A 14,031-nucleotide genomic window follows, 5' to 3' on the forward strand; every position below is an offset into this window, starting at 1 on the left:
ATATGCCGCCAGTCACGCCCCTGCTCGACAAGGTTTCGTATCCGCGCGACATGCGCGGTTTCAGCGCGCCTGAACTGCGCCAGCTGGCCGATGAACTTCGCGCCGAGATGATCGACGTGGTGTCGCAGACCGGCGGACACTTCGGCGCCGGTCTCGGCGTGGTCGAACTCACGGTGGCGCTTCACCACGTCTATGAAACGCCGGACGACATCCTGATCTGGGACGTCGGACACCAGACCTATCCGCACAAGATTTTGACAGGTCGCCGCGACCGCATCCGCACACTGCGGCAGGGCGGGGGTCTGTCGGGCTTCACCAAGCGCAGCGAGAGCGAGTACGACCCGTTCGGCGCGGCCCACGCGGCCACCTCGATCTCGGCGGCGCTGGGTTTCGCCGCCGCGCGTGACGCCGCGGGCAAGACGAACAGCGTCGTCGCGGTCATCGGCGACGGGTCGATGAGCGCGGGCATGGCCTATGAGGCGATGAACAGCGCTTGCCACACCACCACCGGCCAGCTGACCGTCATCCTCAACGACAACGACATGTCGATCGCCCCGCCGGTCGGCGGGATGAGCGCCTATCTGGCTCGCGTCGTCTCGGGCGGCGGCTACCAGTCGCTGCGCAACCTGGGCAAGTCGGTCGCCAAGGTGCTGCCGCGTCCGCTGCAGGAGGCGGCCCGCAAGGCGGAGGAGTACGCCCGCGGCATGGTCACCGGCGGGACGCTCTTCGAGGAACTCGGCTTCTACTATGTCGGGCCGATCGACGGCCACGACCTCGAGGCCCTCGTGCCGGTGCTGAACAACGTGCGCGAGATCAAGGACAAGCCGGTCCTGGTCCACGTGGTCACCCAGAAGGGCAAGGGCTACGCCCCGGCCGAGAGCGCCGCCGACAAGCTGCACGCGGTGCAGAAGTTCGACGTGATCACCGGCCAACAGGCCAAGAGCCAGCCGGTGGCCCCGACCTACACCAAGGTATTCGCCCAGGAACTGATCAAGCGGGCCGAGCTCGATCCGAAGATCATCGCCATCACCGCGGCGATGGACTCCGGAACCGGGCTCGACCTGTTCGCCAAGCGCTTCCCGGACCGCATGTTCGACGTCGGCATCGCCGAGCAGCACGCGGTGACCTTCGCCGCCGGTCTCGCGGCAGACGGCATGAAGCCGTTCTGCGCGATCTATTCGACCTTCCTGCAGCGTGGCTACGATCAGGTCGTCCACGATGTGGCGATCCAGGGGCTGCCCGTTCGCTTCGCCATGGACCGCGCCGGTCTGGTGGGCGCCGACGGCGCGACGCACGCCGGCTCGTTCGACATCGGCTTCATGGGCGCGCTGCCAGGCATGGTGCTGATGGCCGCCGCCGACGAGGCGGAACTGGCCCACATGATCGCGACCGCCGCGGTGATCGACGACCGCCCGTCCGCCTTCCGCTATCCGCGCGGCGAGGGCGTGGGCGTGGCGATCCCGGATCTCGCTGAGCCCCTGGAGATCGGCAAGGGCCGCATCGTCCGCGAAGGCTCGGCCGTGGCTATCCTCTCGTTCGGCACGCGCCTGGCCGAAAGCCTCAAGGCGGCCGACCTGCTCGCCGCCCGCGGCCTCTCGGCGACGGTCGCCGACGCCCGCTTCGCCAAGCCGCTCGATATCGACCTGATCCTGAACCTGGCCCGCAACCACGAGGCCCTGATCACCGTCGAAGAAGGCGCCATGGGCGGCTTCGGCTCGTTCGTGCTGCAGGCCCTGGCCCAGCATGGCGCGCTCGACCGCGGCCTGAAGGTTCGCACCCTGACCCTGCCCGACATCTTCCAGGACCAGGACAAGCCGGAAATCATGTACGCGCAGGCGGGCCTCGACGCCGAGGGCATCGTCGCCGGTGCGCTTTCGGCGCTGGGCGTGGACAACGTCTCGGCGGCGGGCCGCCGGGCCTAAGCCCCTATTTGCAGGCGCTGAGGAACTTGCGCACCGCGCCCTTGGGCGCGGGCGGCGGCTTCACGCTTTCACCTGCTGCGGTCAGCGAGACGACGCCGCTCTTGCGGAAGGCGGCGGCCAGCGGCGCGCGGGTCGAGAACTCGGTCAGCACCAGCGTGCCGTCGGTGATGTCGTTGGGGTGTCCGACGCCGCGCAGCGTCAGCGATGCGCCTTCCGACGCCATGGCCACGCTCATCGGCCAGGGCGCGCGCACGCCGGCCTTGTCGACCCAGGTCTCGCCGATCCGCTCGACGCCCAGGCGCTTGGCGAGGTCGGCGCTGACCTTCACCTGGCCTGAGCCGCGCACGCAGGTGAAGGCGATCGGCTGGTCGTCGGTGTCGTGGAGGCCGAAACGCAGGGCGGCTTCGGCGTCCTTGGGCGTCTCGACGCTCCACGCGTAGTCGGAATCCTGGGCGTGGGCGGCGCCGGAGGCGGCGAAAAGGGCGAGCGCGAGAGCGGCGGACTTCATCGGCTCAACCTAGCATCGGCCCGCGCGCGCCTCCACCGTCAGAACGGCTGGAAGCGCTCGACCAGCGACTGGCCCGCGGGCACCTTCTGCACGCGGCTGATGTCGCCGCGGCCGCCGTAGCTGATCCGGGCCTCGGCGATCTGGGTGTGGCGGATGGTGTTGGCCGAGGAGATGTCTTCCGGGCGCACGATGCCGGCGACGGTCAGCTGGCGCAGCTCGGCGTTGGTGCGCACTTCCTGCGTGCCCTGGATCACCATGTTGCCGTTGGGCAGGACGTTGGTGACCACCGCGGCGATGGTCAGCGAGATCTTCTCGGACCGCGTCACCGCGCCCGAACCGGCGTTGTTCGAGGTCGAGTTGGTGCTGACCATGCTGGACGGGTCGAACCCGCCCGGGAAATATTTGCCGAGGCTCGATTCCAGCCCGAAGAAATTGTCGACGCCGGCCTGCATCCCGGCCGTGCGGCCGCTGGTCGAGGCGTTCCGCGTCTGGGCGGAATCGTCGATGTCGATCTGCACCGTCAGGATGTCGCCGACGCGGTTGGCGCGCTGGTCGATGAAGAAGGCGCGCGCGCCGGTCCGCCACAGCGAGTTGGCCGAGGCCGCCTGAGGTCCGGGCTCGCGGGCCGAGACGAAGGTCGGCTGCTCGCGGGCGACCAAGGTCGCCGGATATCCGACCGGAGCCAGTTCGGGGCCCATCACCGCCTCGGTGACGGTGGAGCAGGCGGCCAGCGGGGCCAGGGCGAGGACGGCGAGAACGGAGAGGCGCATGGGCGTGGGTCCCTAACGGAGCGCGTACTGGGTGCGGGGAAGGGCCTTCAGCTGGTCGGCGGCAGGGCCGACCACGGCCTGGCCCGGACCGCTGGCGACGGCCTGGATGACTTTCTTCGACGTGACGTTCTGGACGGCCAGGGTGTCGCCCAGGCTGGCGGCGGACATCGCCTTGCCTTGCAGCACCAGGGAAATCCCGCCGTCCTCGTAGGTGACGGTGATCAGCTCTCCGGCCTTGATGACCTGCGGGGCCGAGACGTCGCGGGCCGAGACGGCGGCCCCGGCGCGCAGCGGCCGCTTGGCGGCCAGCCCAATGATCGCGTCGGAGTCGCTCGGGGCGTCCGAGGGGGCCGCGGCGGCCTTGCCCCAGACCAGATCCTGCGGCTGCACGATCTCTCCGGCCGAGAGGCTGCGGGCATAGGTCAGCACTTCGACATTGCCCCGCGCCGCGACGGCGGACGAGGCCATGCCCGGTCCGCTGGCGCCGCTGCGCACGACGATCCGGCGGAAGCCCTCGGCATTGGGCCAGTCCAGTCCGGCCCGGCGGGCGACGCCCTGAACGGCCGCGGCGTCGAGCACGGCCGAGACGCCGGGCTTGGCGGCGACGGCGATCTTGCCGGCCGCGCCGGCGCCCTCGAACAGGTCCGACAGCGTGATGACGCCATCGCTGTCGATGGGTTCGGCCTTCAGCATCACCGGCTGTCCGGCCAGGGCCGGGGAGGCGAGCAGAGCGGCGGCGGCGGCGATCAGGAGGCGCTTCATGATCAGGACCGGATGTTGCTGGCGGTGCGCAGCATCTCGTCGGCCGAGGTGATGACCTTCGAGTTCATCTCATACGCCCGCTGGGCGACGATGAGGGCGGTGATTTCGGTGACCGCATCGACGTTCGAGGCTTCGGTGTAGCCCTGGTTGATCACGCCGATGCCGTCGACGCCGGGGATGCCGACGGTCGGCGCGCCGGAGGCGGCGCTTTCCTTCAGCAGGTTGTCGCCGATGGCGTCGAGGCCGGCCTCGTTGACGAAGGTGGCCAGTTCCAGGTTGCCGATCACGTCCTGCGCGGTCTGGCCGGCGCGGATCGCCTGGACCTGGCCGCTCTTGGAGATCGAGATGTCGGTGGCGTCGGCCGGAATGGTGATGGCCGGCTCGATCAGGTAGCCGTCCTCGGTGACCAGCTGGCCCTGGTCGTTGGGCGAGAAGTTGCCGGCGCGGGTGTAGGCGATCTCGCCGCTCGGCATCATCACCTGGAAGTAGCCGCGGCCGGAGATCGCCATGTCGAACTTGCCGCCGGTGGCGGTCATGTTGCCCTGCTGGGTGATGCGGTAGACCGACCCGGCCTTCACCCCGCCGCCGACCTGCACGCCGGTCGGAACCACCGTGCCCTGGTCGGACGACTGCGCGCCCGCCCGCTCGATGGTCTGGTAGAGCAGGTCCTGGAACTCCGCCCGCTGCTTCTTGAAGCCAACGGTGTTCATGTTGGCGATGTTGTTCGAGATGACCTCGACGTTGAGCTGCTGAGCGGCCATGCCGGTCGCGGCTGTGCGGAGCGCTTGCATCGGCGGATATCCCTTAGTTCACTTTGCCCATGCGCTCGATCGAGCGACGGGAGAGTTCGGCGTTGGCGTCCATCATCTTGGCGACGGACTCGTATGTGCGGGTGATCTCGATCATCCGGGTGATCTCGGAGACCGGCTTGACGTTGGAACCTTCCAGCATGCCTTGCTGGATCACGGATTCCGTCGCCGCCTGGGGCTGGGCGTTCGAGGTGTTGCGGTAGCGGTTCTCACCGACCTTCTCGAGCACCGACAGCTCGTCGAAACGGGCCATTCCGACCTTGCCCAGGCGCTCGTTGCCCTGGCTGACCGTGCCGTCCTTGGCGATGGTCACGGGGCCCAGCTTCGGGTCGATGGTGATGTCGCCGCCGCCTTCGTCCAGCAGCGCCGCGCCGTCCTCGGTGACTAGGCGGCCGGCCTCATCCATGTGGAATCGGCCGTCGCGGGTGAACTGTTCGCCGTCCGCGGCGCGCACCCGGAAGAAACCGTCGCCCTGGATGCCGAGATCGAAGGTCCCGCCGGTGGCGCGCAGCACGCCCTGGCCGAAATCGCGTCCGACGCTGCGGTCGATCACGAACTTCACCGGACGCGGCGCGCCGAAGGTGTGGGCCGGCGCCATCGGCTCGGTTTCGACCATCAGGCTTTCGACCTTGAAGCCGGTCGTATCGATGTTGGCGATGTTGTTGGCCACGATGTCCAATTCGCGGCGCAGCGTCATCTGGCGCGAGAGTCCGACGTAGAGGGCGTTGTCCATGGCGAAGCCTTAACCTGCGGCGTTTTCGTCACCGGTTTGGCTGCAAGGATCGGGCCAGTTCAAAAACTCAATGAAAACAGCGAGAAATAAGGTTAACGCACGCCGCCCGGCGGAAATTGCCCGGCACGAAAATCGCCCTCGTTAATACTCGTTAAAAACTTGTCCTTAACCATGACTGGGCCATGAGACGGGGTAAGATTCTAAGGAGCGCGCGCGCGTGGCCAAGGACAAGGTGAAGGAAGCCCCGCAAGGCGACGCCGCTGAAGGCGAAGACGGCGAGGGTGCGCCCGCGAAAAAGAAGTTCACCCCGAAGATGATGATCATCGCCGGGGTCGCGGCTTTGCTCGTGCTCGGCGGCGGCGGGGCCGGCGCCTTTTTCCTGCTGAAGCCCAAGCCGGAGGCGGCCGCCGGCAAGGCTGCGGAAAAGAAAAAAGAAAAGAAGGGCGAGAAGAAGGGCGAGGGCGAGAAGCCCGTCGGCCAGGTCCGTGAAGGACCCGACGGCATCCTGTTCTACACCATGCCCAGCGTGGTCGTGAACATGCAGACCGCCGACGGCCGCTCGACCTTCCTGAAGCTCAAGCTGACCCTGGAAGTGCCGGACCAGGCGACCGTCGACCTGCTGGAGCCGAACATGCCTAGGCTCCAGGACATGTTCCAGACCTTCCTGCGCGAACTGCGCCCCGAGGACCTTCAGGGCAGCCAAGGCTCCTACCAGCTGCGCATGGAGATCCAGCGCCGGGTCAACATGGTCATCGCACCGTCCAAGGTGAACGCCGTCCTGATCGAGGAGATGCTGATCAACTAGGGCCCTCCCTGGTTGGCGCGTGACCCATGGCTGACGAAGAACCCCAGATCATCGGCGGGCTGCAGGGCGGGATAAACCCCGACGACCCGGCCACCTGGCAGAACCCCGACGACAAGGTCGAAGGGCTGCTCGGCGCCGAGCGCATCCTCAATCAGGACGAGATCGACAGCCTGCTGGGCTTCGACCTTTCCGATGAGGAGGCGGCCGAGCGCTCGGGCATCCGCGCGATCATCAACTCGGCGCTGGTGTCGTATGAACGCCTGCCGATGCTGGAGATCGTCTTCGACCGCCTGGTGCGGTTGATGACGACGTCCCTGCGGAACTTCACCTCGGACAACGTTGAGGTCAGCCTCGACAACATCTCGTCGATCCGTTTCGGCGACTATCTGAACTCGATCCCGCTGCCGGCCATCCTCTCGGTCTTCAAGGCCGAGGAACTGGAAAACTACGGCCTGCTGACGGTCGATTCCAACCTGATCTACTCGATCGTCGACGTGCTGCTGGGCGGTCGCCGCGGCACTGCGGCCATGCGCATCGAGGGCCGTCCCTACACCACCATCGAGCGGGTTCTGGTCCAGCGGATGGTCGAGGTCGTGCTGGCCGACGCCCGCGCCGCCTTCGAGCCGCTGACCCCGGTGACCTTCACCCTCGACCGGCTGGAAACCAATCCGCGCTTCGCCGCCATCGCGCGGCCGGCCAATGCGGCGATCCTGGTCAAGCTGCGCATCGACATGGAAGACCGCGGCGGCCGCATCGAGCTGTTGCTGCCCTACGCCACCCTCGAGCCCATCCGGAAGATGCTGCTGCAGCAGTTCATGGGCGAGAAGTTCGGCCGCGACAACATCTGGGAAAGCCACCTGGCGACCGAGCTCTGGACAACCCAGCTCGACGTGCGGGCCGTGCTCGACGAGCAGCAGCTGCCGCTCCGCGAGGTGCTGGAGCTGAAGGTCGGCGACACCCTGATGCTGAACGCGACGCCCGACAGCCAGGTCGAATTGCGCGCCGGCGCGATCCCGCTGACGCGCGGGCGCATGGGCCGGCGCAACCACCACATCGCCGTGCGCGTCGACGGGCCGCTGTCGCCGCACGCCAAGAAAGCCATCTCGAGGTTCAAATGAGCGCTGTCGCCATCGGCCTGAACCTGATGCTCGCCGGCCTGCTGGCCGCGGCCCTGATGATGGGCTACCGCCTCAATGCGCGCCTCAAGGCGCTGCGTGAGAGTCACGAGGGCTTCGCCAGGGCGGTCGCCGATCTGGACGCCGCCGCCGCCCGCGCCGAACAGGGCCTGGCCGACCTGCGCGCCGCCACCGACGAGGCGCACGACGCCCTGGCCGATCGCATTGAAAAGGCGCGCGTCCTGACCGCCAAGCTCGATCGCCAATTGCAAGGCGTCCCGCAGTCGGCGGCGTCGCATCGCGGCGTCGAGCCGGTGGCCGAAGCCGATGTCGAGCGTGTCACCCATCGCCTGGGCGCTCTGCTGTCGGCTTCCCGCGATCCTCGGCCCGAGCGCCAACCCGCCGCGCCCCGGCGTGAAGCGGCGCCGGCCGCCCGCCCGACTTTTGACGACGACCTCTTCGACCAGCCCGCCGAGCGTCGCCCGACGCCCGGCGCGCGCCTGGGAGCCCGCCGATGAAGAATATCCCCCGCATCCTGCCGCTGGTCGGTGTCGCCATGGTCGGCGTGCTGGGTCTGAACGCCCTGTCCGGCGCCCAGAGCCTGCCTGATCTGGTCTCCGGCGCACGCGCCTTCGCCGAGGAAGCCGCCAAGGGCGTGGCGCCGGCCAAGGACGAGGCCAAGGCCGCGACGGGCGAGGCCAAGGACGCCGCTGCCAGCGTGCCGAACCTGCCGGCCGCGGCTAAGCCGGCCGCGGTCTGCGCGCCCACCGCCGCCGAACTGGCCAAGGAGGCCGGCCTCTCGCCTGCGGAGCTGCAGGTTCTGCAGAGCCTGGGCGCCCGCCGCGGCCAGCTCGACAAGCGCGAGCAGGACCTCGACGTCCAGCTCGCCCTGATGGCCGCCGCCGAAGCCAAGCTCGACGCCAAGATCCAGGCGCTCAACGGCATGAAGGGCGACATCGCCAAGCTGATGGTCGATGCCGACGAGAAGGAACAGGCCGAGATCGACCGCCTGGTGAAGGTGTTCGAACTCATGAAGCCCAAGGACGCCGCCCCGCGGATGGTGCTGCTCGACGACGCTGTGCGTCTCCCGGTCGCGGCGAAGATGAAGGAGCGGGCGCTCTCGCCGATCATCGCCAACATGCCGCCGGTCGAGGCCAAGAAGCTGACCGAGGCGCTCGCCCGCCGCTTCGCCGACGTCAAGAAGGTGGCCGCCGCCGCGCAGGCCGCCGCCGGACCGCTGCCCGCCGCGCCGCGTCCCGCCGCTCAGGCCGCGGCTCCAGCCGCGCCGCCCGCCAAGGCCGGATAACCGATGAAACTGCGCCAGGCCCTCAGGTCGAGCGTCGCGGCGATTACCATCGCCAGCGTCGCTGCGCCTACCGGTCTGTCCGCACAGACATCGGAAGCTGCTGCCCGTCCCAGCGCCCAGGTTCGGGTCGCCCAGGCCAAGGACTTCTCGCGGATCGAGCTCGGCGGCCGCGCCGTGGCGCGGCGCGATGGCCAGACGCTGACGCTGCAGTTGGCGCGCGGCGCCAATCCGGACATCAGCCGCCTGCGCGTTTCGCCGCCACGCTGGCTGAAGGCCGCTGAACTGCGCCGCGCCGCCGGCGGCGCGACCCTTGTGCTGACCCTCGCCGACAACGCCGACGCCCGTGTGGGCACGGCCGATGGCTCGACCTACGTCAATCTCTTCGAAAAGCCGCCGGCGCCTGCTGCGCCGACCGCCATGGCCGAGGCCGCCCCGGTCGCGGCGCCGACGCCGCCGCGCGCCAATCCTGTCCCTGCCGGCGGCGTGGTCCGCATGGCGACCAAGGTCGGGGCGGGGCAGGTGCAGCTCAGCTTCCCGTGGGCCAACCCAGCGGGCGCCTCGGTGTTCCGGCGCGGCGGCGCGGTCTGGGTGGTGTTCGACGCTCCGGCGGCCCTGGACATCTCGGCCGCACCGCGCGGCCTGCGTCAGATGGGCGGCGTCACGACCTATCGCGGGAACGACTATGCGGCCGTCCGCATCGAGTCGCCCTCCAGCACGCCGTTCTTCGCCGCCTCCCAGGGCGCGACCTGGACCGTGATCCTGGGCCCCGGCGCCCAGGTCGAGCAGGCTGCGCAGATCCGGGTGGTGCGCGATCAGGCCGGCGGTCCGGCGGGCCTCAAGGCGGCGGTTTCCGGCGCGACCAAGGTCGTGCGTGTCGCCGATCCGATCGTGGGCGACACGCTCTCAGTCGTCACCGCCCTCGGCCCGGCCAAGGGGCTGCCGTCGCGCCGCGAGTTCGTACAGATGGCGCTGCTGCCCTCGGCCCAGGGCCTGGCGGCGGAGTCCTATATCGACGACCTGGCGATGAGCCAGGATGGCGACCTGGTGCAGATCGGACGCCCGGCGGGCCTGACGCTGTCGCCGGCCTCGGCCACGGTCGTGCGCGCCGAAGCGACGCTTGGCGCCCCGCAGCCGGCCAGCCTGCCTGGCCTGATCGACCATCAGAACTGGGCCAAGACCGGCTCGGGCGGATTCCTCTCGCGCTACAACGCCCTGCTGGCCGCCGCCAACGAAGAGGCGGCCGTCGGGCGTGACGCTCCGGTGGCGGCGCGCATGGCGCTGGCCAGGTTCCTGGTCGGCTCCGAGCTCTCGTTCGAAGCCATCGGCGTGCTCAACGATACCGCGCGCCGCAATCCTTCGGTGATGGAGGATCCGGAATTCCGCGGCCTGCGCGGCATCGCCCGTGTCATGGCGCGCCGCTACAAGGAGGCGCAGGCCGACTTCTCCGCGCCGATCCTGCAGGACGACCCGTCCATCTCCCTGTGGCGCTCGTACGTCGCCGCCCAACTGGCCCAGTGGCCCGAGGCGCGCAGCCAGTTCGGGGCCGGCGCCGAGGCGTTCAACCAGTTCTCGCCGACGTGGAAGGCGCGCTTCGCCCGCTCGGACGCCCTGGCCGCGCTGGCTCTGGGCGACGTGAACGGCGCCGATGCGCGCATCAAGCTCGCCCTCATGGACAGGACCGACCCGTTGGAGGAGCTGGCGACCCGGCTGGTCCAGGGCCAGGTCGTCGAGGCGCTGGGCCACAAGGACCGTGCGCTGCGCATCTACGCCGCCGTGGCCGGCGCGCCGAGCGAGGCGATCGCCGCGCCGGCGACCTTGCGCGCCACCAAGATCCGCCTGGAGACGGGCAAGATCACCCCTGTCCAGGCCGCCAACGTCTTCGCCGGCCTGCGCTATCGCTGGCGGGGCGATGCGACCGAGCTCGAGACCATCCGCGCGCTGGGCCACCTTTATCTGAGCCAGGGTCGCTACCGCGAGGCGCTGGAAGCCTTGCGCGGAGCAGGGAGCCGCATGCCCGATCTGCCGGAGGCCCTGCAGCTGCAGGCCGATCTGGCGGCCGCCTTCCGGGCGCTGTTCCTCGACGGCGCCGCCGATGGCCTGGAGCCTGTTCAGGCCCTGGCGATGTTCTACGACTTCCGCGAACTGACGCCGCTGGGCGCTGACGGCGACATGATGGTGCGCCGGCTGGTCCGCCGCCTCGTCGACGTGGATCTGCTCGATCAGGCCGCGGAACTGCTGAAGTACCAGGCCGAGAACCGCCTCAACGGCGTGCCGCGGGCGCAGGTCTCCACCGATCTGGCGCTGATCTACCTGATGGATCGCCGGCCCGAGCAGGCGCTGCAGGCGATCAACGCCTCGCGCACGACGATCCTGCCCACCGCCCTCAACGCCGAGCGCCGCGTCGTCGAGGCCCGCGCGCTGATGGGCCTGGGCCGCTACGACCACGGCCTGGAGCTGCTGGAACGCGACACAGGCCGCGACGCCCAGGACACCCGCGGCGAGATCTTCTGGAAGCAGAAGAACTGGGCTGCAGCCGCCTCGATCTTCGAGAAGAGCCTGGGTGATCGCTGGAAGCTGCCGGGCCCGCTCAGCGCCGAGGAGGAAGGCAAGCTGCTGCGCACCGGTGTCGCCTACAGCCTGGCCGGCGACGACGTTTCCCTGGCGCGGATGCAGCAGCGCTACTCGGGCTTCTACGACCAGGCGCGCAATCCCGAGGCGCTGCGCGTCGCCCTGACCGGCGTGCAGACCGGGCAACTCAACGTCAGCGACTTCGGCCGGGCCACGGCCGACAACGAGGCGTTCGCCGGTTGGGTCGCCAAGATGAAGGTCAAGTTCCGCGAGAAGCCGGCGCCTCTCGGCCCGGCCACGACGCCAGCGCCGACCGCAAAGCAGGCTGTGGCGCCGACCGCCGCCCGCGGCTGACGCTTCGCTATCCGCCGCCGGCGCCGCGCTGGAAGCTCTCGACCAGGCTGCCTGCGACCAGCCGCCAGCCGTCGACCAGCACGAAGAAGATAAGCTTGAAGGGCAGCGAGACCACCACCGGCGGCAGCATCATCATACCCATGCTCATCAGCACGCTGGCGACGACCAGGTCGATGACCAGGAACGGGATGAACAGCAGGAAGCCGATCTCGAACGCCCGCTTCAATTCGGAGATCATGAACGCCGGGGTGACGACGCTCAGCGGCGTCTCCTGGGCGGTGGCCGGCCGTTCGATCTTTGAGAGCCGGATGAACAGCGCCAGATCGTCCTGATCCACCTGGCTCAGCATGAAGGTCTTCACCGGGGCGGCCGAGGCGTCGAACGCCGCCGGCAGCTCCATCTGCTGATCCATCAGCGGCTTGATGCCCTCGTCGTAGGACTTCTGGAACGTCGGGCCCATGACGATGGCGGTCAGGAACAGCGCCAGGCTGATCAGCACTGCATTGGGCGGGCTCTGCTGCAGGCCAAGCGCCGTCCGCAGCAGGCCCAGAACGACCACGATCCGCACGAACGACGTGGTCATGATGACGATCGAGGGGGCCAGCGACAGGACGGTCAGCAGGCCGACCATCTGGACGACCCGCTCCGAGAGCCCGGCGCCGGTCCCGAGGTCGATGTTGATCGCCTGGGCCGCGGCCGCGGCCGGGAAGATCATCGCCGCGAGGGTCGCCAGCACCGAGAGCCCGGCCGCGCGCCGCCAGTCTTCGGCGCGTAGATGGAAGAGGGCGGCGAAAACCTTACGCATCGGCGGTGATCTTTGGCTTGCGGGCGGGCTTGGCGGGACTTTGCAGGACCTGGCCCTCGCCGAGCAGCAGGAGCTTCTCCTCGCCGTCGAACGAGACCACGACCAGCCGTCGGGAGGGGTCCAGGACCAGGGTCTCGACGACCTTCAGGCGGCGGTCAGCCTTGGCCTTGGCCAGGCGCGCGACGGCGTCGGGCCCAAAGCGCCGCAGGGCGACGGCCGCAAGGCCGACGAGCCCCAGGGTCAGCGCCAGGGCGAAGACGGCGCGGAGGAAATCAGCGAATTCCATCAGGTGTTCGAAAGGGGGCGGGGCGCGACTCGTGCGCTGTCCCCCTGGGTGTGCGCTGCAGGGTCTTAAGGCCTGGTTAACCCTGTTTGTTCACCATCTTGAGCTATGAACCTGAACGAGATTCCGCTGTTCGCGATGCTAAAGGGGCGCTTTGGGCACCTCGGTGAGCGACAGCGCCTGATCTCGCAGAACGTCGCCAACTCCGATACGCCCGGCTACACGCCCAACGATCTCAAGGCCTACTCCTTCCAGGCTCAGGTCAAGGCCGCGCAAGGCGCGACCGCCATGTCGGCCGCGGCAGGGCAAGCGGTGACCCAGCCGGGCCACATGTCGCCGGCCTCGCAGCACCGCAGCGGCTTCAAGCCCATCAAGGCCAAGGACTCCGAAACGACGCTCGACGGCAACTCGGTCGTGCTCGAGGAAGAGATGCTGAAGATGGCCGAGGCGCGGATGAACTACGACGCGGCGATCAGTTTCTACCAGAAGTCCCTGGGCATGCTGCGGGCCGCCAGCCGCGCCCCTGGCCGCGGTTAAGGATCAGCTAGATGGCCGATATCAAGCCCATGACCGGCGCCACCCAGGCGATCGCCGCGACCGCCTTGCGCGCGCAGCAGGCGCGGATGCGGGTCATCGCCGAGAACATGGCCAACGCCCAGTCGGTGTCGCGCCAGCCGGGCGGCGATCCGTACCGCCGGCAGGTGCCGGTGTTCACGCCCTACAAGACCGACGCCGGCCAGGGCGTGCGCGTCGCCCGCGTCGAGCCGGACCGCAAGGACTTCCGGAGCGTCTACGACCCCAGCCATCCGTCCGCCGACGACAAAGGCTATGTGAAACTGCCCAACGTCGACACCCTGGTCGAGGCGTTGGACATGAAGGAGGCCCAGCGGGCCTACGAAGCGAACCTCAACGTCATCGAGACGGCGCGCGCCATGGAGCAGCGCACCCTCGACATCCTCAAGAAGTAGGGCGGCCTAAGCCATGATGACCGCGCTCGCCGCCGCCAAGGCCTACGCCGCGACCCAGAACACGGCGGTGATCAAACCGCCATCGGCCAGTCAGGACGACCAGGGCCTGGACTTCGGCTCCATGGTCAAGTCGGCCATGAACGACGTCATGCACAACACCAGGAAGGCGGAAGGCCAGATCGCCGCCCAGGTCGCGGGCAAGGCCGAACTGATCGACGTCGTGACCGCCATTTCCGCGGCCGAGGCCAGCCTGGAGACGGTGATGGCCGTCCGCGATCAGGTGATCAACGCCTACCAGGAAATCATGCGCATGCCGATCTGAC

15 protein-coding genes and 1 pseudogene are annotated in these 14,031 nt (G+C 68.9%); 9 read left to right on the top strand and 7 right to left on the bottom strand.

Going from position 1 to position 14,031, the window contains the following annotated elements:
- The first annotated feature begins 2 nt into the window (after positions 1 to 2).
- Positions 3 to 1,922: a 1-deoxy-D-xylulose-5-phosphate synthase gene (dxs, locus tag ASC79_RS17205; RefSeq protein ID WP_056021639.1), complete on the top strand. Its 1,920-nt coding sequence runs from the start codon at positions 3 to 5 to the stop codon at positions 1,920 to 1,922.
- A gap of 4 nt (positions 1,923 to 1,926) precedes the next feature.
- Here dxs and ASC79_RS17210 read toward each other — a convergent pair whose 3' ends face one another.
- Genes ASC79_RS17210 through flgF form a run of 5 tightly spaced genes read right to left on the bottom strand, consistent with a single transcriptional unit; the run spans position 1,927 to position 5,504 of the window.
- Positions 1,927 to 2,430, bottom strand: coding sequence for a hypothetical protein (locus tag ASC79_RS17210; protein ID WP_056021636.1), 504 nt, complete (start codon positions 2,428 to 2,430; stop codon positions 1,927 to 1,929).
- A gap of 38 nt (positions 2,431 to 2,468) precedes the next feature.
- Positions 2,469 to 3,200: a flagellar basal body L-ring protein FlgH gene (gene flgH / locus ASC79_RS17215; RefSeq protein ID WP_056021633.1), complete on the bottom strand. Its 732-nt coding sequence runs from the start codon at positions 3,198 to 3,200 to the stop codon at positions 2,469 to 2,471.
- A 12-nt stretch (positions 3,201 to 3,212) separates the two neighbouring features.
- Positions 3,213 to 3,962, bottom strand: coding sequence for a flagellar basal body P-ring formation chaperone FlgA (gene flgA / locus ASC79_RS17220; RefSeq protein WP_056021630.1), 750 nt, complete (start codon positions 3,960 to 3,962; stop codon positions 3,213 to 3,215).
- 2 nt (positions 3,963 to 3,964) lie between these two features.
- A complete protein-coding gene (gene flgG, locus ASC79_RS17225) occupies positions 3,965 to 4,753 on the bottom strand; it encodes a flagellar basal-body rod protein FlgG (RefSeq protein WP_056021627.1) in 789 nt (262 codons plus the stop codon).
- A gap of 13 nt (positions 4,754 to 4,766) precedes the next feature.
- Complete coding sequence (gene flgF / locus ASC79_RS17230) at positions 4,767 to 5,504, bottom strand: flagellar basal-body rod protein FlgF (protein ID WP_056021624.1); 738 nt, start codon at positions 5,502 to 5,504, stop codon at positions 4,767 to 4,769.
- 217 nt (positions 5,505 to 5,721) lie between these two features.
- On the opposite strand from flgF, the gene ASC79_RS17235 reads away from it, so the two are divergent.
- From ASC79_RS17235 to ASC79_RS17255, 5 genes are read left to right on the top strand one after another with little or no spacing between them, the layout of a single operon-like run.
- The gene (locus ASC79_RS17235; protein WP_056021621.1) at positions 5,722 to 6,309 is read left to right on the top strand and encodes a flagellar basal body-associated FliL family protein; all 588 of its coding nucleotides are present in this window, start codon (positions 5,722 to 5,724) and stop codon (positions 6,307 to 6,309) included.
- A gap of 26 nt (positions 6,310 to 6,335) precedes the next feature.
- Entirely contained in the window at positions 6,336 to 7,427 is a 1,092-nt protein-coding gene (gene fliM, locus ASC79_RS17240; RefSeq protein ID WP_235528759.1) for a flagellar motor switch protein FliM, read from the top strand.
- Complete coding sequence (locus tag ASC79_RS17245; RefSeq protein ID WP_056021618.1) at positions 7,424 to 7,942, top strand: DUF6468 domain-containing protein; 519 nt, start codon at positions 7,424 to 7,426, stop codon at positions 7,940 to 7,942. The genes fliM and ASC79_RS17245 overlap by 4 nt, the downstream gene beginning before the upstream one ends.
- On the top strand, positions 7,939 to 8,730 hold the full coding sequence (locus ASC79_RS17250) for a MotE family protein (RefSeq protein ID WP_056021615.1): 792 nt from the start codon (positions 7,939 to 7,941) through the stop codon (positions 8,728 to 8,730). The genes ASC79_RS17245 and ASC79_RS17250 overlap by 4 nt, the downstream gene beginning before the upstream one ends.
- Before the next feature lie 3 nt (positions 8,731 to 8,733).
- Entirely contained in the window at positions 8,734 to 11,652 is a 2,919-nt protein-coding gene (locus tag ASC79_RS17255) for an endoglucanase (RefSeq protein WP_056021612.1), read from the top strand.
- Between the two features lie 7 nt (positions 11,653 to 11,659).
- Here ASC79_RS17255 and fliP read toward each other — a convergent pair whose 3' ends face one another.
- Entirely contained in the window at positions 11,660 to 12,457 is a 798-nt protein-coding gene (gene fliP / locus ASC79_RS17260; protein WP_056021609.1) for a flagellar type III secretion system pore protein FliP, read from the bottom strand.
- Between the two features lie 3 nt (positions 12,458 to 12,460).
- Positions 12,461 to 12,743: pseudogene (locus ASC79_RS17265) on the bottom strand (flagellar biosynthetic protein FliO); the annotation flags it as partial.
- Positions 12,744 to 12,848: 105 nt separating this feature from the next.
- On the opposite strand from ASC79_RS17265, the gene flgB reads away from it, so the two are divergent.
- Genes flgB through fliE form a run of 3 tightly spaced genes read left to right on the top strand, consistent with a single transcriptional unit; the run spans position 12,849 to position 14,030 of the window.
- Entirely contained in the window at positions 12,849 to 13,277 is a 429-nt protein-coding gene (flgB, locus tag ASC79_RS17270; protein ID WP_056021603.1) for a flagellar basal body rod protein FlgB, read from the top strand.
- Between the two features lie 11 nt (positions 13,278 to 13,288).
- Positions 13,289 to 13,708: a flagellar basal body rod protein FlgC gene (flgC, locus tag ASC79_RS17275; RefSeq protein WP_056021600.1), complete on the top strand. Its 420-nt coding sequence runs from the start codon at positions 13,289 to 13,291 to the stop codon at positions 13,706 to 13,708.
- Positions 13,709 to 13,721: 13 nt separating this feature from the next.
- Positions 13,722 to 14,030, top strand: a complete 309-nt coding sequence (gene fliE, locus ASC79_RS17280; protein WP_056021597.1) for a flagellar hook-basal body complex protein FliE — start codon at positions 13,722 to 13,724, stop codon at positions 14,028 to 14,030.
- Position 14,031: the final 1 nt, after the last annotated feature.

This window comes from Phenylobacterium sp. Root1290, assembly GCF_001425305.1.
Lineage (GTDB): Bacteria > Pseudomonadota > Alphaproteobacteria > Caulobacterales > Caulobacteraceae > Phenylobacterium.

Bases quoted from the DNA above. Each gene is read 5' to 3' on its own strand.
- dxs (WP_056021639.1), top strand. From the start codon at position 3: ATGCCGCCAGTCACGCCCCTGCTCGACAAGGTTTCGTATCCGCGCGAC.
- ASC79_RS17210 (WP_056021636.1), bottom strand. From the start codon at position 2,430: ATGAAGTCCGCCGCTCTCGCGCTCGCCCTTTTCGCCGCCTCCGGCGCC.
- flgH (WP_056021633.1), bottom strand. From the start codon at position 3,200: ATGCGCCTCTCCGTTCTCGCCGTCCTCGCCCTGGCCCCGCTGGCCGCC.
- flgA (WP_056021630.1), bottom strand. From the start codon at position 3,962: ATGAAGCGCCTCCTGATCGCCGCCGCCGCCGCTCTGCTCGCCTCCCCG.
- flgG (WP_056021627.1), bottom strand. From the start codon at position 4,753: ATGCAAGCGCTCCGCACAGCCGCGACCGGCATGGCCGCTCAGCAGCTC.
- flgF (WP_056021624.1), bottom strand. From the start codon at position 5,504: ATGGACAACGCCCTCTACGTCGGACTCTCGCGCCAGATGACGCTGCGC.
- fliM (WP_235528759.1), top strand. From the start codon at position 6,336: ATGGCTGACGAAGAACCCCAGATCATCGGCGGGCTGCAGGGCGGGATA.
- ASC79_RS17245 (WP_056021618.1), top strand. From the start codon at position 7,424: ATGAGCGCTGTCGCCATCGGCCTGAACCTGATGCTCGCCGGCCTGCTG.
- ASC79_RS17250 (WP_056021615.1), top strand. From the start codon at position 7,939: ATGAAGAATATCCCCCGCATCCTGCCGCTGGTCGGTGTCGCCATGGTC.
- ASC79_RS17255 (WP_056021612.1), top strand. From the start codon at position 8,734: ATGAAACTGCGCCAGGCCCTCAGGTCGAGCGTCGCGGCGATTACCATC.
- fliP (WP_056021609.1), bottom strand. From the start codon at position 12,457: ATGCGTAAGGTTTTCGCCGCCCTCTTCCATCTACGCGCCGAAGACTGG.
- flgB (WP_056021603.1), top strand. From the start codon at position 12,849: ATGAACCTGAACGAGATTCCGCTGTTCGCGATGCTAAAGGGGCGCTTT.
- flgC (WP_056021600.1), top strand. From the start codon at position 13,289: ATGGCCGATATCAAGCCCATGACCGGCGCCACCCAGGCGATCGCCGCG.
- fliE (WP_056021597.1), top strand. From the start codon at position 13,722: ATGATGACCGCGCTCGCCGCCGCCAAGGCCTACGCCGCGACCCAGAAC.